The following is a 23,083-nucleotide window of genomic DNA, read 5'->3' on the forward strand; positions in this document are numbered from 1 at the left end:
AAATACTCAGGACAGGAATTCGGATTGATACGTAGTAATACCTATCAGTTTAAGGCTTTTCAATCTGGGTTCTTGTTAGTTGTCTGCTCGTAAAGAAACTCCTTGCGGGCTCCTTCAAGTTCATCGATAAGTTCCTGCCGTTGGCGTTTCAGGCTTTCTGCTACCGGACTCTTGCTCAGAAAGAGGCGTAGCAGCAGCCAGTGTTCACGTACGCGCAGCAGTGTGTTCCAGTAGCGCAGTGCAAAAAAGCCTGACAAGGGTAGGCTGATCAGGTATAGCAGCAGGTATACGGCGTTTGGCCAGAAGTGCCAAAGTATAGCGCCCTGCAGGGCATATAATACCGGAAACGAAAAAATACCCACCGACAGCATGATCGGTGCTCTGAATTCCTGCTCCTCTGTAAGTGCATCAGCTACTTTAGAGGGTATAATATAAGCCAGGTAGTTATTTATAAGCCCGTAGAGGTATAGCGGCATAGTAAGCGTTAGTAGCAAGGTACGGGCAAGACTCTGGCGCAGTAGCACATTGTTTTCCTCCATAGTGGGAAGGTGCTGCAAGTCCAGTTCCTGAAGCTGCTGCGTATACGATCGCATTTTGTTTCGGAAGCGCTCCACCCGCTCCGGTTGGGTTTCCATAAAGTGCGCCAGCCCTTTTACAATAGCTCTTGTCAGCAGGAAGTCACGCACGTGGCGTGGGGCTTCGATGGGTGTTTGTGCCGCCAGTTTCTCTTTGTATACCTGCTCAATCTGACGCACAAGTGCATCCTCATCATCAGAAGGGGTTACCACAATCAGCTTCTCGAGCTGCTGCCGTATCTGGTCCGTCAGTTCGTTGACAGTGCCCTTCTCGTCCTGCTGGTATTGAGTCAGGTAAGGGGCGACAGCAATGGGTCTGCCCACATTTACGAACACATCACTTCGGAAGCGTGTAGGGTCAGAGTAGTTAAGGCCGACAGGGAGTATTTGCAAGTCAGCTACCGCCGGCATATGTGCCACAGCGCCCAAGGCCATCCGGGCCGTGCCTGTCTTGATCTTGCGCAGGCGCCTTTCGTTAAAGCTGGTCCCCTCCGGAAAAATAAGCAGTGTTTTGTGCTCCTTCAGTGCCTGGTAGCTGGCTCTGAACGTCGCCTCATTGTCTACTGGAACGCCCGGCGTATCCGCCTGCCGATGAATCGGAATCAGGTTCATGCGGTGTAGCAGCCAGTTGTGAAGCGGCGAACTGAACACCGTACTCTTGGCGATAAAGTACACCTGCTGCGGAAGCAAGGAGGCGATCACAATCGGATCCATGAAGGTGTTGGGGTGATTGGCAACCACGAGTAATGGTCCACGCACTGGCATAAGGTGACGGTTGCGCACCACAAACCTGCGGAAGAACACCCAAAGGCCTGTGCGTAAAATCAGCTTTAAAATAAAGTATAGCATGTGGGCTTTTCAGGTATGAGCATACACTTGCCGGGTAGTATGCCTGCATTTAGCCTGACAATATAAGCAATATCTTGAATAGCCGGACATAGGGAAATGGGGCAAACAAGACGCAGTTGCAGGTATGGGAAGTTATTGATAGATAATAGGCGAAGAAAAAAATCAGCTTATTCTTCAGACGTAAGCCAATCGTAAGCGGAAGTAAGGTCATCAAACTCCCGGGTTTCAAAAGGAAGCGGATGGGGGCGGCTAGCAAATACCTGCTGAATCTGGCGACTGGCGGCAGGGTCGAATGGATTGAGAGAAGCAGAGCGCTTGAGTGGGAGTTGGCTAAAAGCCTGAGCATATACATCGCGGGTCCAGGCCAGGTCGTCGGGGTCGAGGGGAGAAAGTAGACGGCTGTCAGTTATGGTGTAAGGCGCACCCAACTCCCGGGCAAGCCTGATCAGCCTGATAAGTGCCTGTCTGTATTGCAGGCTGCTGCACTTGCCATACCATTGACTTAGCAGCACATGGCTAGCTGCATGATACTCCAAGAGCAGATAATCCGTTTGAAAGTAAACCATAAGTTATGGCATTAAACCGGTGAATATCAGCTTAATGATACTGAATAAATATGGTACAGTCAACCTTTTTATTATAAAATGACGCTATCATAATATTGTAGTAATGCTATGCTTTGCGGAAGTTCTCCTGATTTATGCTGCAACCTGAAACTAAAACAAGTCTACAGAGACATTTAGGGCCCCTTCCTGGTAGTGTAGGGATACAAAAAAGCCGCAGATAGCAGCACTGAGTGCCTGGATCTGCAGCTTTCGCACCTGAAAAAAATTATTTTGTTCTCAGGTTATTGGCGTTGCTACCGTCAAGTTTGCGGGTGTCTTCTTCATTTTTGGCTGCGGCATTGCCGCCCTCCTCTATACCTTCTGGCTCAGCGTCTATAATGTCGTGCTCCTCTTTTTTGAGACCCTCCAGCGGTTCCGGGTTTTCTTCAGGCAGACGCTCGCTCTCTTCCGAATTGGTTATATAATCGTCTTCACGTGGTGTTTCCATGGCTGTTTATATTAGGTTATACTTTGTGTACGTATACCTGTCACAAGGTTTGTGTACATCCCCTGTTAAGAATCGGCTTTGCTTTACCTTGTCGCCACGATATAAATTCAGATTATTCTAAATATTGACGACTTTGGAGGAAAAAAATGTCTCTGCAATTTGCTGTGTCCATAAAATAAATCGCTGAGGCTAGTATTGAGCTGTTTATAAATACTTTTCGATGTGTATGATGTAAAAAAGCATTTGCTTTATGTAAAATATTTTTTACTTTTAGTAAATACAATCGTACATAAACCTAAAAAATATATGAAAGAAGTTCTGCCTCAGATCAAGTTATTGCCTCATCACTACAAACGGTATGGCGTTTTAATGCTGGTGGCAGGTATACCTCTTATGATGTTGCTGAGCATTTTATTTATTGGGGTAGGTGCTGTAACGGATACAAAAACTTTTTTTGCAGAATGGAATGACCCCATGGTTTATTACCCTATCATCATCGGTTTGGCAATTCTTAATTTTTCTGAGGAAAAAGAAGAAGATGAAATGGTGCAGCACCTGCGATACCAGGCGTTTATGACAGGCGTGTTTTACCTGATTGTCGGCATACTCATGCTCCCTTTGTTTTACAACGTGTTTAGGCTACTGAGATGGGCTAGTATTGGCATGCCAGACATTGGAGGTATGTTGGGCGCATTGGCGTTGCTGCTTTTCTATACCTACATTTCGTTCAGGTATAAGCTCCATCAAGTCCGCAAAGCACTCGAGACGGATGCGGAATAATATTAAAGTGGAGCGGGCCAAAAAAGACATGACCCAGGAGCAGTTGGCCGATGCTTTGGGTGTGAGCCGCCAGACGATCAACGCCATCGAGAAAAATAAATACCTGCCTTCAACCTTGCTTTCGCTCAAAATGTCAAACCTCTTTGGCTTGACTGTAAACGAGCTTTTCGTGCTCGAGGAGGGCGATTAGCAAGCTTCCTTTCCGCTAGTTTTAGGTATAGCGGGTGTCCTATGTTAAAAAAAGAAAGCCTTGGGGCGCACTTTTCGTTTGTGAGCCCCAACATTTTGCGGTAACTTTGGGCAATTTATACCTACCAAAGCACATGCCTAGAGACACCAGTATTAAATCCGTTCTGATTATTGGTTCTGGCCCTATTGTAATCGGCCAGGCCTGCGAGTTTGATTATGCGGGCTCCCAAGCCTCCCGTTCCCTTCGCGAAGAAGGCATCGAGGTAACGCTCATCAACTCGAATCCCGCCACTATCATGACCGATAGCGTAACGGCGGACAATGTGTACCTCAAGCCGCTTGAGAAAAAGTACATTATTGAAATTCTGGAAAAGCATCAGATCGACGCCGTGCTGCCGACCATGGGTGGGCAGACAGCCCTGAACCTGTGCATCGAATGCGATAAGGCAGGTATCTGGGAGAAATATGGCGTCAAAATAATCGGTGTAGACATCAACGCGATTGAGACCACCGAGGACCGCGAGAAGTTCCGTTTGAAGATGCTCGAGCTCGGGGTGAATGTTTGTAAGGGAGAAACAGCTACCTCGTTCCTGGAAGGAAAAGAGATAGCGCAGGAAATTGGTTTTCCACTCGTGATTCGCCCTTCGTTTACCCTTGGTGGTACGGGGGGCGGTTTTGTTAATACCCCTGAGGAATTCGACGCAGCCCTGACCCGCGGCCTGCACGCCTCGCCAGTGCACGAAGTATTGGTAGAGCAAAGCATCATGGGTTGGAAAGAGTACGAGCTCGAACTGCTCCGCGATAACCTCGGCAACGTCATCATCATTTGTTCTATCGAGAACTTTGACCCAATGGGCGTACACACCGGCGACTCCATCACAGTAGCGCCTGCCATGACCCTGCCGGACACAGTATACCAGCAGATGCGCGACCTGGCCATCAAGATGATGAATGGCATCGGGCAGTTTGCAGGCGGCTGTAACGTGCAGTTCTCCGTGAGCCCGGATGATGATACGATCATTGGTATTGAGATCAATCCGCGCGTATCCCGCTCGTCGGCACTGGCCTCTAAAGCCACCGGTTACCCGATCGCGAAGATTGCCGCTAAGCTGGCCATCGGTTATAATTTGGATGAACTAAAGAACGCCATCACTAAGACCACCTCGGCTTATTTTGAGCCGGCGCTGGACTACGTGATCGTGAAAATACCACGCTGGAACTTCGATAAATTTAAAGGTGCTAACCGTACATTGGGTCTGCAGATGAAGTCTGTAGGCGAGGTAATGGGTATAGGTCGCACCTTTCAGGAAGCGCTTCAGAAAGCCTGCCAAAGCCTCGAGATCAAGCGAAACGGTCTGGGTGCTGACGGCAAGGAGATGACCAATTACGATGACCTCATCTACAACCTGAAGAATCCTAGCTGGAACCGTTTGTTCTGCATCAAAGATGCCATGCGCATTGGTATTCCTACCAGCACCATCCAGAACCTGACCAAGATCGACCCTTGGTTCCTGGCGCAGATCGAAGAGATCGACATGCTGGAGAAGGAGATGGAGAAGTATACCCTGGCTACCCTGCCGGGCGAACTGCTGCGTGAAGCCAAAGTGAAAGGCTACGCCGACCGCCAGATCGCGCACATCCTGCGCTGTCTTGAGAGCGAAGTACATGCTGTGCGCATGGAGCTAGGTATACAGCGTGTTTACAAAATGGTGGATACCTGCGCTGCCGAGTTTGAAGCCAAGACGCCTTACTTCTACAGCACCTTCGACGGTGAGAACGAGAGTATTGTAACAGACAAGAAAAAGATCGTGGTGCTGGGTTCTGGCCCTAACCGCATCGGGCAAGGCATCGAGTTCGACTACAGCTGCGTGCACGGCGTGCTGGCGGCCAAAGAGTGCGGCTACGAAACCATCATGATCAACTGTAACCCGGAAACGGTTTCAACAGACTTCGATATCTCGGACAAGCTGTACTTCGAGCCAGTGTTCTGGGAGCATATCTACGACATCATTCTGCATGAAAAACCAGAGGGTGTGATCGTACAGTTGGGCGGACAAACTGCCCTGAAACTGGCCGAGAAGCTGGACCGCTACGGCATCAAAGTGATTGGTACAAGCTACAAAGCACTTGACCTCGCCGAAGACCGTGGTTCGTTCTCTTCTTTACTGCGTGACCTTGACATTCCTTACCCTCCGTTTGGTGTAATTGAAACAGCTGAAGAGGCACTGGAGCTTTGCAAAGAGCTGAAGTTCCCGCTGCTGGTGCGCCCAAGCTACGTACTTGGTGGCCAGAGCATGAAGATTGTGATCAACGAGAAAGAGCTCGAAGCCCACGTAATCGACTTGCTGAAAGACCATCCGGGAAACAAGGTGCTGCTTGACCACTTCCTTGATCATGCCATTGAGGCAGAGGCTGACGCGATCTGCGACGGCGAGGACGTGCACATCTGCGGTATCATGGAGCACATTGAGCCGGCTGGTATCCACTCAGGCGACTCCTATGCCGTGCTGCCTCCGTTCGACCTGAGCGAAAACGTGATCAAGAAGATTGAAGATTACACGAAGCGCATTGCATTGGCACTGGACACGGTGGGTATCATCAACATACAATTTGCCGTGAAGAATGAAGAGGTATACGTGATTGAAGCGAATCCGCGTGCGTCGCGTACCATTCCGTTTATCGCGAAAGCTTACCGTGAGCCGTACATCAACTACGCTACCAAGATCATGCTAGGAGAGAAGAAGGTGAAAGACTTCAACTTCAATCCGCACAAAGAGGGATACGCCATCAAAGTGCCTGTGTTCTCGCACAGCAAGTTTCCGGAAGTGAACAAGGAGTTGGGTCCGGAAATGAAGTCAACAGGTGAGGCGATCTACTTCATCGACAATCTGCAGGATGACTACTTTGTGAAAGTATACTCCGAGCGTAACCTATACCTGAGCGTGTAGCAAACCGCTTCTGATAAACCGAAAAGCCTTCTCTGTCATGGGGAAGGCTTTTTGCATTTTGGGCACAACCGTCATTTTTAAGCCGTATACAAAATCCTTATCTTTGCCTAAGCCCCGCCGAAATGACAGGAAAAACTTTTTGGCAGGGGAATTGTATCTGAACAGGTACTGTTTTTGTTAAATAATAGACAGCCGTCTTGTGCTGGCTATACCTTAACCGACTATCATGATCAAATTCATATTCGTTACCCTACTCGTTATCTTTTTTATCCGAATGGTAGCGCCTATCCTGTTTCGCTGGTTGCTTGCTTTCTTTGTGAAGAAGAGCTTGCGCAACGGCACTTTCTTTTACTCTAACATGAACCAGCCACGTCCTGAACCGCAATCCAATGGCAATGGCCGAAGACAGGGCGATGTCAAGATCGACTATGTGCCAGAGCAGCCGGACCGCAAGGATTTCAATGGCGGGCAGTACGTCGATTATGAAGAAATAAAATAAAAGCCCTATCTTTCAGCTCTATTCTGAGGTTTCCTGAAAGATATGACAGCTTCTATTGACTTTAAGCGCGATGTGCTTCCGCACCTCATCGCGATCCTGATTTTCCTTCTTCTTACCGCCGTATACTTCGCCCCTGTCCTGTTCGAGGGCAAGGGGATGGCGCAGCATGACATCCTGCAGTTCAAGGGCGGCGCTAAAGAAATACAAGATTACCGCGAGGCCACTGGCGATGAGACCCTCTGGACAAACTCCATGTTCAGCGGTATGCCCTCATACCTGATCAATACCCGCTATCCCGGCGACTTCTCAGGCTACATCCATACCATTCTGACCTTCAACCTGCCGGCTATGGCGGGTAATATCTTTATCACGCTCCTCTGTGCCTATATTCTGCTGGTCACATTACGGATTAATACCTGGGTCTCCATTATCGGGGCTATTGCCATTGCCTTCACTTCCTACAACTTCATCATACTGGAGGCGGGGCACAATACCAAGTCCCTGACTATTGCTTACATTCCGTTGGTACTCGCCGGTATGTTTTATGCCCTCCGGCGGAATGTCTGGATAGGGGCTGCCATTTTTGCATTGGCACTCACACTCAACCTGCACTTCAACCACCTCCAGATGACCTACTACATGCTCCTGATGGTGCTGGTTTGGATAGTGGTGGAACTGATCTATGCTATCAAAGAGGGCAGAATAGCCGACCTGATCAAGCGTGGACTGGTGCTGGCAGTGGCAGCCGTGCTGGCGGTAGGCGTGAACTTTGGCAGACTGTATACCGTGGCTGAGTACAGCCAGCACAGTATCCGCGGCAAATCGGAGCTGAGCGTAGCCAACAGCGGCGACAAAACTTCCAGCGGCCTTGACCGCGACTATGCCTTTAGCTGGAGCTATGGCGTGGGCGAAACCATGACATTGCTTATACCTGATTTTTATGGCGGAAGCAGTAGCAACACCCGACTCGATAAAGATTCGCAGAGCTACCAGGCATTACTAGGGCTTGGCTTGCCACCGGTGCAGGCAGAGCAAGCGCTAGAGCAAGGCTTGCCAACTTACTGGGGTCCGCAGCCAATGACAAGCGGTCCGGTATACGTGGGAGCCATTGTGATATTCCTGTTTGTGTTAGGCCTCTTCATCGTGCACAAGCCAACCCGCATCTGGCTGCTTGGCGCCACCATCCTGTCTATCGTGCTGGCTTGGGGTAAGAACTTTGAGGCTTTCAACTACTTCATGTTCGATTACTTCCCGGGCTACAACAAGTTCAGGGCAGTTTCATCAGCCCTGATCATTGCACAGATCACGATGCCGTTGTTAGGTATACTGGCGCTTTACAAAGTCATCCGCGATCGTAATCTGATCAAAGACCTGGACAAGAAACTGATGATTTCAGGTGGTATCACAGCCGGTATCTGTTTGCTGGTGTGGGTGTTTGCGGGCTCAGCCAGCTTTGTAGGAGCAGTCGATCCGCAATTGCAGCAGTCTTACTTCCCGTTAGACGCTATCCGTGCCGACCGCGAAAGCATGATGCGCTCGGATGCCCTGCGTGCATTTGTCTTTATCGCGCTGGCATTCGGACTACTTTACTTCTACCTCAAAGGCAAAGTGTCGGCTACTATGGCCATGGCAGGTATAGGTTTGCTGATACTCGTGGACCTGTGGAGCGTGAATAAGCGCTACCTGAACGACGGCGATTTTGAGAAGCGTGTCGTAGAGAACCACTTCCAGCCGACCAAAGCTGACCAGATGATCCTGCAGGACAAAGACCCGCACTACCGCGTGCTTTACCTGCCAAATCCGTTTAACGATGCCCGTACCTCTTACTTCCATAAGTCAGTGGGTGGGTACCACGGTGCTAAAATGCGCCGCTACCAGGATGTGATCGACCGCCACATCGTCCAGAATAACCTGGAGGTGCTGCGCATGCTCAACACCCGCTACGTGATCACTGGCGATCCGCAGCAGCCGGTGCAGCGTCTACCGGGTGCCTTGGGCAATGCCTGGTTTGTGAGCGAAGTGAAAACGGTGAATACTCCGGATGAAGAAATTGAAGCCTTGAACGGACTGGACGCCAGCACCACAGCTGTGGTGGATGTTTCGAAATTCAAGACGGCAGCGACTAGCTATAATGCTGAAGGCTCTACCATCGAGCTAACCGAATACCAGCCAAATGCCCTGACCTACGCGGTAAATGCGGCGCAGGCCGGTCTGGCAGTGTTCTCAGAAGTATACTATGCCGACGGCTGGCAGGCTTACCTGAACGGAAAGCCGGTGGATCACATTCGGGTGAACTACATCTTGCGTGCCATGGAAGTGCCGGCAGGTAAACACACCATCGAGTTTAAGTTCGAGCCGAGTTCTTATACCTTAGGCAATACCATCTCGCTGATTTCGTCGATTCTACTGTTAGTGGTAATCGGTGGGGCGATTTTTTATGGGATGCGTCGCAAACCTGCAGAAGTAGAAAAAGAAGTAATCGTATAAGCCAAAGGCCCTGTATACAAATGCGGGGCCTTTGTTTTGATGCCGATGGAAGCACCGCTGCAGCAGTTGCACAGTCCAGTTTGGGAGAAACAAGGTATAGCGCTTTGGGTGAAGCGGGAGGACTTGCTGCACCCCACTATATCGGGGAATAAGTGGCGCAAACTCAAGTATAACCTGGAGGAGGCAAAGCGGCTGCAACACGACACGCTGCTGACCTTTGGCGGCGCCTATTCCAACCACATCGCGGCAGTAGCGGCGGCAGGGCAGGAGTTCGGTTTTAAAACCATTGGCATCATCCGGGGAGAAGAGCATCTGCCGCTCAACCCCACGCTTACATTTGCCCAGGCAGCAGGTATGGAACTGCACTACATCTCCCGCGAAGCGTACCGACAGAAGTCTGACCCGCTATACCTGACGCAACTGGCTGAGCAGTTCGACAATCCTTATATTATTCCCGAAGGCGGCACCAATGCCCTCGCCGTAAAAGGCTGTACTGAAATTGTGTCAGACATCTCCATCGACTACGACTACATCTGCTGCGCCAGCGGCACGGGCGGTACCCTGGCCGGCATCATCGCCGGGCTTGAAGGCGAGAAGCAAGTGCTGGGATTTCCTGCTTTGAAAGGTGGAGACTTCTTGAAGGAGGAGATCGAGCAGCTGATCCAAAGTTATAACGGTCAGCGCTACGACAACTGGCAGCTGATTACTGATTACCACTTTGGTGGCTATGCCAAAGTAAAGCCTGAGCTACTAGACTTCATGCGCAGCTTTCAGCAAGAGCATAATTTGCCGCTAGAGCCTGTTTATACCGGTAAGCTGTTCTATGGTCTGGTCGATTTGATACAGAAAGGCTATTTCCCTAAAGGCAGTCGCATTGTGGCGGTGCATACTGGTGGACTGCAGGGCAATGCTGGTTTTCAAGAACGGCTAGGTATAGCCCTGTAGCGAATTTGAACTTTAGCATCATAATTGCTGTGTAGACAATAGCGATCACAAAGACATAAAAATGCTCACGCCCCTTATCCGACTGTTGTTTCGTCTGCTCCCTTTTGTTTTGCTGCTACTAGTAGGCTGGTTTGTCTGGCGCCAGGTGAAAGACACTTTCGGACCCGACGAAAAACAACCCGAAGTCATTGTCAACCACAACACCATCCTGACTACTGTAGAAGAGCTTGGGAAAATGGAGCTGGTGCGGTATAATTTCAAAGATGTGGTGGAGTATGAGAAAAACGTCTCCCGCTGGGTGCCTAACTCAAAAGTGGTGCTGATCGTCACAGGAGAGGCCGTGGGTTGTATTGATTTCACGAAACTAACCGAACAGGATATCTTCTTTAGAGGTGACTCACTGGTGCAGATCAGTTTGCCGGAACCCGAGATCTGCTATTACAAAATTGACCACAACAAGTCCAAAGTCTTTTCAAAAGAGAACACATATTTCCAGGATGCAGACCTGGTGCAGGAAAGCTACCGCTATGCAGAAAGCAATGTAAAAGAAGCTGCCCTGGAGTCAGGTATACTGCGGCAGACGCAGGTAAATGCTGAGAAGGTGCTCAAGCCAATGCTGGAGGAAATCACCGGGCGCAAAGTGGTGCTGGTCCCGCAACGGCGTATTCAGAATCCGGAGATGCCGAAGAGAAGGTAGTTTAATTGTTAAATTGCTTAATCCCATACAAATTTGCCGCGTCCTTCGCTCGCGTCCCGCGAGTATGAGCTATTCAATGGCGTCCCGCCATTTTCAAAGGATTTGAGACATTTGCTATAGACCATATACTTTTAATTTAGTAGCTACACAAAGTCTTCATTATAGTAAAGTCATTTCATTCTACACTTTCATGTCCTCCTGTAAGGATCTTGGTAGTAGATAGCATAGGCTTAACTTCCCTCGGACCGGTTTTATTTACAGAATGACAGTAGGCATTACACAGGCTTTGATTGAATCCAGATTCCTCCTATCGTCGAAATGACAATAAAATATGCACATAGGCGGCCGGAGTCCGCTGGATAGCTCACACTCGCGGGACGCGAGCGAGGGCAGGGATACACACCAACTTTCTAACTTCTAAAGTTTCTACTTTTCTAATTGCTTCAGCGCATCCTGCACTAAATCATTTTCATAGCCTTTGCTGACCAGGTAATAAGTCAACTTCTGGCGTCGGGCGAAGGGATTCTTTTCTTTCTCAGTGGCATTTTTCTTCTCCAGGAGCTGCAACAGGTTCTGGTCGTATACCTCAAAGTCAATCTCTTTCAAGCCCTGCTTAATGCAGTAGTCCGAAATGCCTTTAGACTTTAGGCCCTGCACAATCTTACGGCGTCCCCATTTCTTAAGGCCATACTTACCGCGCACATAGGCTTGTGCATAGCGTTCTTCATCCAGCATCTTTTCCTGTCCGAGCCGCACAATAATCTCTTCTACATCGTCCGGTTCGAGTCCATAGGTATACAACTTCGTGCGTACTTCCTGTTGGGTGCGCTCCTGATAGGCACAGTAGGCTGCCGCCTTGATCAGGGCTTCTTTCGGGGTATAGGTTTTCTGTTTTTTCTGTCGTTCCAAATCGTTCGTTTTGCTCCTGTTTAAAACAAGTTTGGGCTTGCAAGAGTTGCGCTATTGCCAACTAAAAACAAGTTAGCAATACCACAATTAAATTACGCAAATCAACCTAATTCCCCCCACCTTTGTGGTTTCAAAAATAGAATTAAGTATGTTTTCAAAAGGAGTCAGGTACATGCTACTGTCTACGCTGTTTTTCTCGCTCATGAACGTGTGCGTGAAAATGGTGCCGCATATACCTGCCATAGAGGTGATCTTGTTCCGTTCGGTGGTGTCGCTGGTGATGAGCTTCGTCGTGCTGCGTGCTAAGCGGGTAAGCGTATGGGGCAGCAACCATGGCCTGCTGATAGCCCGCGGTGCGGCCGGAGCCATGGCACTCATGCTGTTCTTTACCACATTACAAAATATACCGCTAGCCACAGCGGCTACGCTGCAGTATCTGTCGCCCATCTTTACCACGATCATGGGTATTTTCATTGTGAAGGAGAAAGTCAGATCCTGGCAGTGGGTGTTCTTTGCGGTGTCATTTGCAGGGATTCTGGTCATTGAGGGGTTTGATGCCAGTGCTGATTCATTTTATGTGTGGCTGGGCGTGATGAGTGCTGTCTTCTCGGGACTGGCTTATAACTTTATCCGACGCCTCAACACACGGGAGCATCCGCTGGTGATCGTGTTTTACTTTCCGCTGGTGGCGCTTCCAATATCAGGCATCTATTCTATTTTCAACTGGGTGCAGCCCGATGGCTGGGACTGGGGCATTCTGTTGCTGGTGGGTGTACTTACGCAACTGGGGCAATACTACATGACCATGTCGTACCAGGCAGAAGAAATCTCTAAGGTGGCGAATCTTAACTTCATCGGGATTATCTATGCCCTTTCGCTGGGCTTTATCCTGTTCGACGAGCACTTTGAGCTGGCAACTTACATCGGTATGGGGCTGGTGTTGGTAGGGGTGGTGCTAAACGTGCGCTACAAAAACCGGCTGTCACAGCGTGAGATCGAGGCACACGAAACGAAGCTGCCCAAGGTATAGCAGCAGCTGAGGCTTTGCCAGATGTTGCCGCACCTGTTACAAAATGACCAAGGATAGCGTGCATTGGGGTTTTCTAAGGTATAGCCATGCAAAAGCGTATACCTGTAAAGGGTTTGGCGAGCTAAAATTCTGAAAAAGCTAAACACGAGGGGCTGGTTTTGTCGTTAGTTCTTAAATTGTAACGCATAACATTCCAGATAAGAGCCTCCGTACATGCGCCCTGCTTTTCTACTCTTCCTGCTATACCTGTTGCCGGCCATCACCATGGCGGGCACCTTGCGTGGACGCATCACAGACGAGAACAACCAAGGCCTGCCTTTTGCCAGTATTTATATCAAAGAAACGGCCAGTGGAACCGCCTCCAACGACCAGGGCAATTACCAGCTGCAGCTGCCGGCGGGTACCTATACCCTAGAGTTTAAATATGTCGGGTATCGGGCACGCATCGAGACAGTGACCATAGGTGACGGAGCACAGGAACTGAACGTGCAGCTGATGCCGGAGGTGCTCAACCTGAAAGAAGTAGTCGTGAAAGCCGCTGATGAAGACCCGGCCTACGGTATCATGCGCAACGCCATCCGGCTGCGCAAGTACCACCGCGACGAAGTGAACGCCTGGAGCGCCCGAGTGTATATGAAAGGCGTGGCCCGTATGGACAAAGTGCCTGGCAAAGTACTCGGTGTGCGGGTGGTGGATGTGGATACGGGCATCGTATACCTGTCGGAGTCGGTGTCGGAGTTGCATTTCAAGAAACCGAATAAGGTGAACGAGCGCATCATCTCCTCGAAAGTGAGTGGCAAAAAGCAGGGCTTCAGCTTCAATCAGGCTTCGGAGATGAACATCAGCTTCTATGATAATCTGCTCAAAGTACAAGGCCTGAGTGAGCGGGGCTTCGTATCGCCGCTGGCCAACAATGCCCTCTTCTTTTACCGCTTCGAGTACCAGGGCGCCTTTGAAGAAAACGGGCGCACCATCAATAAGATCAAAGTCATTCCAAGGCGCAAAAATGACCCGGTTTTTCAAGGCAACATCTACATCGTAGACGGCACCTGGCGCATCCACAGTACCGACCTCACCCTCACCAAGAATGCCGGAATCGATTTCGTAGACTTCATCCGGGTGCGGCAGGTGTACGCGCCGGTGCAGGATCATGTCTGGATGCCCGTTTCGCAGCGTTTCACCTTCGAGGCTTCAGGGCTTGGGTTCAAGGGCGGTGGATATGCCACGGGTGTGTACTCCAATTACAGGGTGCAGCCTGCCTACAGTCGTCCGCCAACCGTGGTAGAACCGGAGCCGGAAGTGGTGGAAGATGCCGTGGCGGTGGAAGTGAAACCAGCACGACGGCAGCGTGCCCGGGTGATCAAGCCTAAGGAAGTTGCACCTGAGGAACAGCCTGCCATATACGACGAAAAGCTATTTAGCCGGGAGGTACTGGTGGTGGAGAAAGAGGCGAACACCCGTGACTCGGCCTATTGGGCTGAAATCAGACCGGTGCCGCTCACCGAGGAAGAACAAACGGATTACCAACGCAAAGACAGTCTGGAGGTCATCCGTGAGTCGCGGGTATACAAAGACTCGCTGGACCGTATCCGGAATAAACCCACCTTTGGCAACTTTTTCATGCGCGGCTATACCTACAGCAACACCTACGAGCGCCGCTATTTCCGCATAGACCCCTTGCTGAGTCTGACAGGTGGATCGAGCGTGCTGCAATACAACACCGTGGAGGGCACTGTGCTGAATGTGGGCATGGAGTATCGGCAAAGTTTTGAAGACCGTCGCCACTACGAAATAGAACCCACCATCCGCTACGGACTGGCAAACGAGAAGCTCAACGCCAAACTGCGCCTGAACTATACCTACGACCCCATCAAGCGGAGTTCGATTTCGGTGGAGGGCGGTCGCTTTGTGGATCAGATCAACTCTACCAACCCGATCTCGCCTTTCGCCAACACGATCTATACCTTGCTGCTGCAGCGCAACTACCTAAAGCTCTACCAGCGCGACTATGCCCGGGTGAATTACCGCTCTGAGATATTCAATGGCGTCACGATACTCACATCACTGGACTACAGCCACCGGATGCCGATGGAGAACTCCACTGACTATACCTTCCGGGAAAGCAGTAGCGGAGGATTTACCTCCAATGTGCCAGAGAACGCTGAGCTGGCCGATGCCTCTTTCGATCCGCACCAAGCACTGACGGCGGCCTTTACCGTAGCCTTCCGGCCGGGCATGAACTACATTTCCCGACCCGACCGCAAGATCAACATCGGTTCGCGCTGGCCTACCTTTTCGCTGGGCTATCGAGGAGGCATCAGGGCGCTCGGAGGTGATGTGAAGTATACGACTGTGGCGCTGCGCATCTCCGACGACTTCAGTTTGGGCTTGCTGGGCAGCAGTGAGTACAGCTTTACGGCCGGTACTTTCTGGGGCAAGGAGAACATGCGGTTGATGGACTACCGCCACTTCAATGGCAACCGTACCATTTTCGCGGGGGTGTACACCGGCTTCCAACTCCTCGACTACTATAGATATAGCACCAACAGCCGTTACCTGGAGGGACATTATGAGCATCACTTCAATGGTTTCCTGTTCAACAAAATACCGCTGTTCCGTCGCCTGAAATGGCAGGAGGTGGTGAGCCTGCACTACCTGAACACACGCAAGTCAGAAAACTATCTGGAGCTGGGCTTAGGTATAGAGCACATCTTCAAAGTGCTGCGCGTTGATTTTTTCACCTCGTTTCAGGAGAGGCAAAAAGTGCATACAGGCGTGAGAGTAGGATTCGGGTTTTAAGCTGAAGGGCTAAGACAACATAATGCCAGCGAAGGGGCAGGAAGGCTGTATTACAACCAAATAGACAGGTTGGACGTTAGAAATCAGAGAAGACTAATATTTTGAAACGACCATGAAAAACCTGAAAAATATATTTAAAACCGGACTTACCGCTGCCTTTATGGCTACCATCACGGTGGCTTGCGGCGACAGACCGGCCTCGAACCCGACGGATGATACCAGTACATCAGAAGCCATTTCCGGAAAGAGTGAATCAACCCGTAATTTGATTCGTCCACGACCGGCTCCTGTAGGAGACACTGCCGAAACAGGTGAGCAGGCCGATCGCTTCGGTAACCTGCCATCTAATGTAGACACGGCTGCCCGCCGACAAGTGGAGCAGGATATTCTAAGACAGGCAGAAGAGAATCCTAACCAGCGCCCTGAAATCAGGACGCCACCTAATCGACGCATCGACGGGACTAACCAGTAACCGGATACTTTATCAACAGAAAGAGGCCATATCTGTACGCATAGCAGGTATGGCCTCTCTGTTTTCTGGCAGGTAAGCGTTACTTCACCACCGCCGTAGTGCCCACTGGCGGAATGACCATGCCTGCCCCGGTCTTCTTGCGCCCTTTCAGGTTGATGTTGTAGATAATCACCGAAATAAAGATCAGTATATAAGCCGCTACCTTAACCGCTGTAGTCTCTTCGTTGAAGTAAAGGAAAGCCACCACGAAGTTGAGGATCGGGTTGATGTACATCAGGATGCCAATCGTTCCCGACGTGAGCTCTTTAAGTGCATAGAGGTTCAGGAACAGCGGCAATACCGTGAAAAGGGCACTCAGTATACCTGTCATCAGAAAGAAATGCCCGTCTAGTGCTACTTCAGAGCTTCCTTTGAGCTGCCCGTAAAACGGTGCTATAAACACAAAAGAGAGCAAAAGTTGCAGCGTGAGCAGCACGATCTTGTCGTATACCTTGAGGATGCGCTGCGTGATCAGGTAGAAAGCATAGCTCAGCGCAATCAGCAGACTAAAAAGCAGGCTGGTCAGTTCGCCGGTGCCGATCAGCACACAGCTCAGAGCACTGAGCCCGATAGCCACCCACTGGTTAGCACGCAACTCTTCTTTAAGCAGCGCAAAACCCAGCACCGCCGTCAGTATCGGGCAAAGCAGATAGGAGAAAGAGCCGGTCTGGATGTTGATGTGGTTGATAACATAAATGAATGCCAGCCAGTTGATGGTCAGCAGTGAACCACCCAGAAAGGTGAAGAGCAGAAATTTGCGGGCCTCCCGTGGTTTCGATGCCTTTACCAGTGATAGTGTCTGCATCAGGTTCTTGCGCCTGAAAAATACCGTGATCAGCAACAGCAGGACGACCGACAAAGCCACCCGGAAGAACAGGATCTGTCCGCTAGGATAGTCAGCCAGGGCCTTGAGCGGGAAAGGTATAAAGCCCCAGATCACAAAGGCTGCTATACCTGCCGCATAGTATGGTTTGGTGTTCGTTGTTTCCATTGTAAAATATTGTTGAAGTTAAGCCATTCGGTATAGCTAGCAGCAGTGTGTGGAGCTGCATTGTCCGGCTACCTGTGGATGCTTCTATTCTTTCATTATTTGATCTTCGTCCATTTCCTTCAAACAGGAGAACCGCCTTTCTGAGAAATGAAAAGAGCGCAAAGGTATCGTTTTGATTTTGAAAATGCTGCTATATAGTTTCTTGTAATCATGTTTTAACATTAATTGCCTGGCGCTTTAATTCTTCGCCGCTCCTCACATCCCTTCATCCGAAATAGTATCTTTGAGCCTGATAACTGATTTGTTTATGCTCACCTTTCATCAGCTTCAAGCCATTACTGGAGGCACTGTTGTACAGTCGCTGCAGGACAGCCCCGTGGTGCACCTGCTCACCGACAGCCGTAAGCTCTCGCAGCCGGCAGGTACGCTGTTTTTTGCCATCAAGGGGCGCCACAACGACGGGCATGTATACCTGAGTCAGCTGTACAAGCTGGGCGTGCGGCAGTTTGTAGTAGAGGAAATGGCAGGACTGACGCAGCTATACCCGGAAGCCAGCATCCTGCAGGTGCAAAGCAGTTTGGAGGCTTTGCAGGCGGTGGTGGCCTGGCACCGGGCGCAGTTTCGTATACCTGTGCTGGGCATCACAGGCAGCAACGGTAAGACCATCATAAAAGAGTGGCTGGCGCAACTGCTGAGTCCGGAAGAGCTGGTGGTGAAGAGTCCGCGCAGTTACAACTCCCAGATTGGTGTGCCGCTTTCGGTTTGGCAAATCGACACCAACCATACCTTCGGTATTTTTGAGGCGGGTATATCGAAACCAGGCGAGATGCAGAAGCTGCAAAATATCATACAGCCTACACTCGGCCTGTTTACCAATATCGGCAGTGCCCACGATGAAGGCTTTGCTGATCGACAGGAGAAGGTGGGAGAGAAGCTTCAGCTATTCAAGCAAGTGGAGCTGCTCTTTTACTGTCGCGATCATGAGCTGGTGCATGAAGCGGTGCTGGCGAATGCTATACCTGCTTTCACCTGGTCCCGCAAGCAGCAGGCAGATGTGCAGATCAGCAGCAGTACGATTTCGGGCCATAAAACGATCGTAAGCTATACCTGGCAGCTCGAGCAGCACAGCCTGGCTATACCTTTCACAGACGATGCCTCCGTGGAGAATGCCCTGCACTGCTTAGCGGTGTTGCTGCACCGGGGCATGTCGCTCACCGACATACAGGACCGCATGGACCGGCTGCAGCCCGTAGCTATGCGCCTCGAAATGAAAGAAGCCATCAACGGCTGCTACCTCATCGACGATACTTACAACAATGACCTCGCCGGCTTATCCATCGCGCTTGATCTGTTGGCTAGTCAGCCGAGGCGTGGCCGGCGCACCCTGATTCTCTCTGATCTGCTGGAGTCAGGTATGGCCGAGGAGAAACTTTACAGCGAAGTAGCAGCCCTGACCAAAGCCCATCAGGTAGAGCGCCTGATAGGAATCGGCCCGACCATACAAGCGCATGGCGCAAAGTTTGGAGGCGATACGGCCTTTTACGCCAGCACTGCCGAATTTTTGCAGCGGTTCAGTTCCGAGCAGTTTCGCAGCGAGTTAATACTGGTCAAAGGTGCCCGGGTGTTTGGTTTCGAAAAGATCGTGCAGGCCTTTCAGCAGAAAGTGCACGGCACGGTGCTGGAGGTCAACCTGGATGCGCTGGTGCACAACCTCAATTACTACCGTTCCAAGCTGGCGTCTGGTACCAAGCTGATGGTCATGGTCAAAGCCTTTGCCTACGGTAGCGGCAGCTTTGAGGTGGCCAACCTGCTCCAGTTTCACCGGGTCGATTACCTGGCGGTGGCCTACGTGGACGAAGGGGTGAGCCTGCGGGAGCATGGCATCACGCTGCCCATCATGGTCATGAACCCATCGCCGGACAGCCTCGCCAAACTGCACCAGTACAGCTTAGAGCCCGAGATCTACTCCCTGGAGCTGCTCCGCGATTTTCTGGCAACAGCCCAGCCCGACATCCGCTACAAAATTCACCTGAAGCTCGACACCGGCATGCACCGCCTGGGTTTTACGGAAGAAGATTTTGACGAACTGTTCTCTTTGCTGGAGCAATATCCGCAGGTGCGGGTGGTGAGCACCTTCAGCCATCTGGCCGGGGCTGACGAAGCCCTTCACGATGATTTTTCGCGGATGCAGCTACATAACTTTATGACTTTGGCTGCAGAGGTAGAAGCCCGCCTTGGCTATACCGTGCTCAAGCACATTCTCAACTCGGCGGGCATCGTGCGTTTTCCAGAGCATCAGCTGGATATGGTACGCTTAGGTATAGGCGTGTATGGGGTCGAGTCCACCGGTTCCGAGCAGGAGGCGCTGCAGCCTGTCAGCACACTCAAAACGACTATCTCCCAGATCAAGCAGATCCGTGCAGGAGAAACTGTGGGTTACAGCCGCAAAGGTATAGCCGACACCGATAAGACCATCGCCACCATCGCCATCGGTTACGCCGACGGCTACGACCGTCGCTTCAGCAACGGTGCCGGCGAGGTGCTGCTCCATGGCAGGAGGGCACCTATCATCGGCAACGTATGCATGGACATGTGCATGGTCGACGTGACCGGTATACCTGCCAAAGTAGGCGATGAAGTGACAGTATTCGGCTCGCAACTCACGCTGGTCGAGCTGGCGCAGCGCATCGGCACCATCCCTTACGAGCTGCTCACCAACGTCAGTACCCGCGTCAAGCGCATTTTCTTTTCGGAGTAGATTTAGGAATTTGGGGATTTTCAGATGATGAGAAATGTGAGAAAGTGAAGGCTGCTTTGCCAGGTTGTACAAGCTGTAATTCTCTGTTTACTACATGAGCGCATTAAACAATTAGCAAATCGGTCTATCTCCAGATCTTCAAATCACCTCATATCCAAATCATCAGTCTTATTCTTTTGCAATACCGGGGAACAGCTTGTATCTTGCAGTTGTTTATAACGAGTCTAAATAAAAGAAGAGAAATCGTGCGTAATAGGACAGAAGAAACACAGGCCCAGAAGAGTGTGCGCGATCTGAAGATCGGGGAGAGCGGAGAGATATGCTGTTTGAATGACCCTGAGATGGCACTCAAGCTGCTGGAGATGGGTTGCATACCTGGTACCGCTGTAAAACTGAACAGCAAGGCCCCCTTTGGTGATCCTGTCACGATCATTGTGAATGATTATACACTTTCTTTGCGTTTAGACGAAGCTGAAACCATTCTGCTGAAGTAGATTTATTACCACATGGCTGTTACCATAGAGGCGGAAGCGCCAGAAGCCAAAAAAGCAACGCTCCATCAGCCGGTGGCTAAAATTGCTTTGATTGGCAACCCGAATTCGGGTAAAACTTCACTATTCAACCAACTCACAGGCCTTAACCAGAAGGTGGGCAATTTCCCGGGCGTTACTGTCGATAAGAAGACGGGCATCAGCCACATCACTCCCAACCTGAAGGCGCAGATCATTGACCTGCCCGGCACCTACAGCCTGTATCCGAAGTCGCTGGACGAGCGCGTGATCATCGACCTGCTCTACGATCCGGCCTCCAAGCACTACCCAGACCTTGTTATTGTAACGGCTGACGCCTCTAACCTGAAGCGCAACCTGCTGCTGTTTACCCAGCTGGTAGACCTGCGCATACCTGCCGTACTGGCCCTCAATATGATGGACGTGGCAGAGACAGAGGGTGTGAAGATCGATGTTGATGCGCTGCAACGCGAACTGGGTGTGCCGGTTATTCCACTCAATGCCCGCAAAGGCATCGGTATAGCCGCACTCAAGATTGTGATGTCGCAGCAGCTGACCCCTGCCAAAGCTACTTTCTTTGAAATTCCGGAGGAGCTGAAGGAGGTGGTTAGCCAGATCAAAGCGCGTTTCGACCTGCGAAACGATTACCTGGCGCTGCACTATGCACATCAGTATAAAAACCTGCGCTTCCTGTCTGAGCAAGATAGAGTTTGGATAGCGCAACTACTGGAGTCGGCCGACTTTAAGTCGAACTCGGTGCAGGCCAGCGAAACGATAGCCCGCTACGTGCGCATTAACGAGCTCCTGCTCGATGTAGTGCGCATAGAGAAGGCCAAAGAAGAGGAGAAGTTCAGCAACAAGATCGACCAGGTGCTGACGCACCGCGTGTTCGGCTACCTGATCTTCCTGGCGCTGCTGTTCCTGGTGTTTCAGGCGGTGTTTGCCTGGGCCAGTTACCCGATGGACCTGATCGACGAAGGTATAGCCGGACTCAATACACTTATCCAGGAGAACTTCAGCGGACCGCTGATCAACCTGCTCACAGAGGGCGTAATCGCCGGTTTGGGTGGTGTGCTGATCTTTATACCTCAGATCGCGATACTGTTTGCTTTCATTGCCATTTTAGAGGAAACCGGCTATATGGCCCGCGTGACTTTTATGATGGACAAGATCATGCGCAAATTCGGCCTGAACGGTAAAAGTGTGGTGCCGCTTATATCGGGCGTGGCCTGTGCAGTGCCTGCTGTTATGTCGGCGCGTACCATCGAAAACTGGAAAGACCGCATGATCACGATCTTCGTGACACCGCTCATGAGCTGCTCGGCCCGCATACCGGTATACACGGTGCTGATTGCCTTGGTGGTGCCGGAGGTATATTACTTCGGCTTCCTGAACCTGCAGGGCATTGTGCTCATGGGGCTATACCTGTTGGGCTTCCTTTCTGCCATCTTCTCAGCGCTTTTATTAAAGGTGTTGCTGAAGGCCCGCGAGCGCAGCTACTTCATCATGGAGTTTCCGGTGTATAAAATGCCGCGCTGGAAAAACGTGGGGCTTACCATTTTCGAAAAGTCCAAGACGTTTGTGCTGGAGGCAGGTAAGATCATCGTGGCAGTTTCTATTATCCTATGGGTGCTGGCCTCTTACGGTCCCGGCGATAGCTTTGAGCGTGCCGAAGAGCGTGCCACGGTAGAGGCAGAGGCAAAAGGCTTGAGCGAAGAGCAAACCGATAATCTGGTGTCGTCTTACCAACTAGAGTCGAGCTATGCCGGCAAGTTCGGACAGGCGATTGAGCCGGCCATCCGTCCGCTGGGTTACGACTGGAAGATAGGTATAGCACTGCTTACCTCCTTTGCCGCACGTGAGGTGTTTGTGGGCACGATCTCCACTATCTATAGCATAGGCGAGGAAGAGAATGTGAGCACGATCAAAGACAAGCTGATGTCAGAGAAAGATGCCGATGGCAATCCGTTTTTCACGCCGGCCCGTGCCTTCTCGCTTCTGATTTTTTACGCCTTTGCCATGCAGTGCATCAGCACCCTGGCCATTGTACGTCGCGAGACTAAAAGCTGGATGTGGCCGCTGGCGCAGCTGGTGTATATGACAGGTCTGGCGTATGTATCCGCCTTCGCTGTTTTTCAACTGATGAGCTAAGCGCCATATAAAATCATTTGATCAGCCCGCTCCCCAAAGGAGCGGGCTTTTTTGTGCCCTCAAATTAAGAGCAGGCACTATATGTTGGAAGTTGTAGGAGTAGTTAAGTACTGTTTTGCGATAACCTAAGATCTTGATTATATACAGCTTATGTTTTATAAATTTAATTTTTCTACTATAATATTGAATAAATTTATCCTTTCTGACACTTTATCGTATAAAGAGGAGCTTTTACCGTTTTGCTCGAAATCTGCTGATGCAAGAAGTACCTAAAGTGCCCTGTAAGGATGATCAGGATGAGTGTTTGAGATCAAAAAACGCATTAAATATTTGTGAAAGCCGAAAACATTCTTTATAATTGAATATCTCTCACCTTAAACAAATAAAACAATGAAAAGACCTC

General features: G+C 50.6%; 18 protein-coding genes. 13 read left to right on the forward strand and 5 right to left on the reverse strand.

Features of this window, described 5'->3' with window-relative positions:
* Positions 1–59 precede the first annotated feature (59 nt).
* From Q1A54_RS18500 to Q1A54_RS18510, 3 genes are all read right to left on the reverse strand, one after another.
* The gene (locus Q1A54_RS18500) at positions 60–1,424 is read right to left on the reverse strand and encodes a lysophospholipid acyltransferase family protein (RefSeq protein WP_299991074.1); all 1,365 of its coding nucleotides are present in this window, start codon (positions 1,422–1,424) and stop codon (positions 60–62) included.
* Positions 1,425–1,591: 167 nt separating this feature from the next.
* Positions 1,592–1,990, reverse strand: coding sequence for a hypothetical protein (locus Q1A54_RS18505; RefSeq protein ID WP_196120784.1), 399 nt, complete (start codon positions 1,988–1,990; stop codon positions 1,592–1,594).
* 265 nt (positions 1,991–2,255) lie between these two features.
* Positions 2,256–2,477 carry a hypothetical protein gene (locus tag Q1A54_RS18510; protein ID WP_040574204.1) on the reverse strand — a complete coding sequence of 74 codons (222 nt, stop codon included), beginning with the start codon at positions 2,475–2,477 and terminating at the stop codon, positions 2,256–2,258.
* 306 nt (positions 2,478–2,783) lie between these two features.
* Between Q1A54_RS18510 and Q1A54_RS18515 the strand changes: the two genes are divergently transcribed.
* The 7 genes from Q1A54_RS18515 (at position 2,784) to Q1A54_RS18545 (ending at position 11,022) form a co-directional block, all read left to right on the forward strand.
* On the forward strand, positions 2,784–3,257 hold the full coding sequence (locus Q1A54_RS18515; protein WP_299991078.1) for a hypothetical protein: 474 nt from the start codon (positions 2,784–2,786) through the stop codon (positions 3,255–3,257).
* Positions 3,247–3,447 (forward strand): helix-turn-helix transcriptional regulator, encoded by a 201-nt coding sequence (locus tag Q1A54_RS18520; protein WP_299991080.1) that lies wholly within the window; start codon positions 3,247–3,249, stop codon positions 3,445–3,447. Before Q1A54_RS18515 ends, Q1A54_RS18520 begins: the two co-directional genes overlap by 11 nt.
* A gap of 133 nt (positions 3,448–3,580) precedes the next feature.
* Entirely contained in the window at positions 3,581–6,394 is a 2,814-nt protein-coding gene (carB, locus tag Q1A54_RS18525) for a carbamoyl-phosphate synthase large subunit (RefSeq protein ID WP_299991082.1), read from the forward strand.
* Positions 6,395–6,620: 226 nt separating this feature from the next.
* Complete coding sequence (locus Q1A54_RS18530; protein WP_299991085.1) at positions 6,621–6,893, forward strand: DUF4834 family protein; 273 nt, start codon at positions 6,621–6,623, stop codon at positions 6,891–6,893.
* Between the two features lie 42 nt (positions 6,894–6,935).
* A complete protein-coding gene (locus tag Q1A54_RS18535; RefSeq protein ID WP_299991088.1) occupies positions 6,936–9,380 on the forward strand; it encodes a YfhO family protein in 2,445 nt (814 codons plus the stop codon).
* Positions 9,381–9,419: 39 nt separating this feature from the next.
* On the forward strand, positions 9,420–10,325 hold the full coding sequence (locus tag Q1A54_RS18540; RefSeq protein ID WP_299991377.1) for a pyridoxal-phosphate dependent enzyme: 906 nt from the start codon (positions 9,420–9,422) through the stop codon (positions 10,323–10,325).
* Between the two features lie 61 nt (positions 10,326–10,386).
* Complete coding sequence (locus Q1A54_RS18545) at positions 10,387–11,022, forward strand: DUF4230 domain-containing protein (protein WP_299991091.1); 636 nt, start codon at positions 10,387–10,389, stop codon at positions 11,020–11,022.
* 426 nt (positions 11,023–11,448) lie between these two features.
* Here the strand turns inward: Q1A54_RS18545 and Q1A54_RS18550 are convergent, their stop codons facing one another.
* The gene (locus Q1A54_RS18550) at positions 11,449–11,931 is read right to left on the reverse strand and encodes a regulatory protein RecX (protein WP_299991095.1); all 483 of its coding nucleotides are present in this window, start codon (positions 11,929–11,931) and stop codon (positions 11,449–11,451) included.
* Positions 11,932–12,079: 148 nt separating this feature from the next.
* On the opposite strand from Q1A54_RS18550, the gene Q1A54_RS18555 reads away from it, so the two are divergent.
* The 3 genes from Q1A54_RS18555 to Q1A54_RS18565 all read left to right on the forward strand — a co-directional run bounded on the left by Q1A54_RS18555 (position 12,080) and on the right by Q1A54_RS18565 (position 16,232).
* A complete protein-coding gene (locus tag Q1A54_RS18555) occupies positions 12,080–12,961 on the forward strand; it encodes a DMT family transporter (RefSeq protein ID WP_196120777.1) in 882 nt (293 codons plus the stop codon).
* A gap of 213 nt (positions 12,962–13,174) precedes the next feature.
* Positions 13,175–15,760, forward strand: a complete 2,586-nt coding sequence (locus Q1A54_RS18560) for a DUF5686 and carboxypeptidase regulatory-like domain-containing protein (RefSeq protein ID WP_299991098.1) — start codon at positions 13,175–13,177, stop codon at positions 15,758–15,760.
* Positions 15,761–15,872: 112 nt separating this feature from the next.
* Positions 15,873–16,232, forward strand: a complete 360-nt coding sequence (locus Q1A54_RS18565; protein ID WP_299991100.1) for a hypothetical protein — start codon at positions 15,873–15,875, stop codon at positions 16,230–16,232.
* 79 nt (positions 16,233–16,311) lie between these two features.
* On the opposite strand, the gene Q1A54_RS18570 is transcribed toward Q1A54_RS18565, so the two are convergent.
* Positions 16,312–17,262 (reverse strand): EamA family transporter, encoded by a 951-nt coding sequence (locus tag Q1A54_RS18570; protein ID WP_299991103.1) that lies wholly within the window; start codon positions 17,260–17,262, stop codon positions 16,312–16,314.
* 307 nt (positions 17,263–17,569) lie between these two features.
* Here Q1A54_RS18570 and Q1A54_RS18575 point away from each other — a divergent pair, with 307 nt between their 5' ends.
* The 3 genes from Q1A54_RS18575 to feoB all read left to right on the forward strand — a co-directional run bounded on the left by Q1A54_RS18575 (position 17,570) and on the right by feoB (position 22,680).
* Entirely contained in the window at positions 17,570–20,020 is a 2,451-nt protein-coding gene (locus Q1A54_RS18575; protein ID WP_299991105.1) for a bifunctional UDP-N-acetylmuramoyl-tripeptide:D-alanyl-D-alanine ligase/alanine racemase, read from the forward strand.
* Positions 20,021–20,265: 245 nt separating this feature from the next.
* A complete protein-coding gene (locus Q1A54_RS18580; RefSeq protein WP_007657272.1) occupies positions 20,266–20,514 on the forward strand; it encodes a FeoA family protein in 249 nt (82 codons plus the stop codon).
* A 12-nt stretch (positions 20,515–20,526) separates the two neighbouring features.
* A complete protein-coding gene (gene feoB / locus Q1A54_RS18585) occupies positions 20,527–22,680 on the forward strand; it encodes a ferrous iron transport protein B (protein ID WP_299991107.1) in 2,154 nt (717 codons plus the stop codon).
* Positions 22,681–23,083 lie beyond the last annotated feature (403 nt).

The organism is uncultured Pontibacter sp. (assembly GCF_947502515.1).
In the GTDB taxonomy this organism is placed as follows: domain Bacteria; phylum Bacteroidota; class Bacteroidia; order Cytophagales; family Hymenobacteraceae; genus Pontibacter.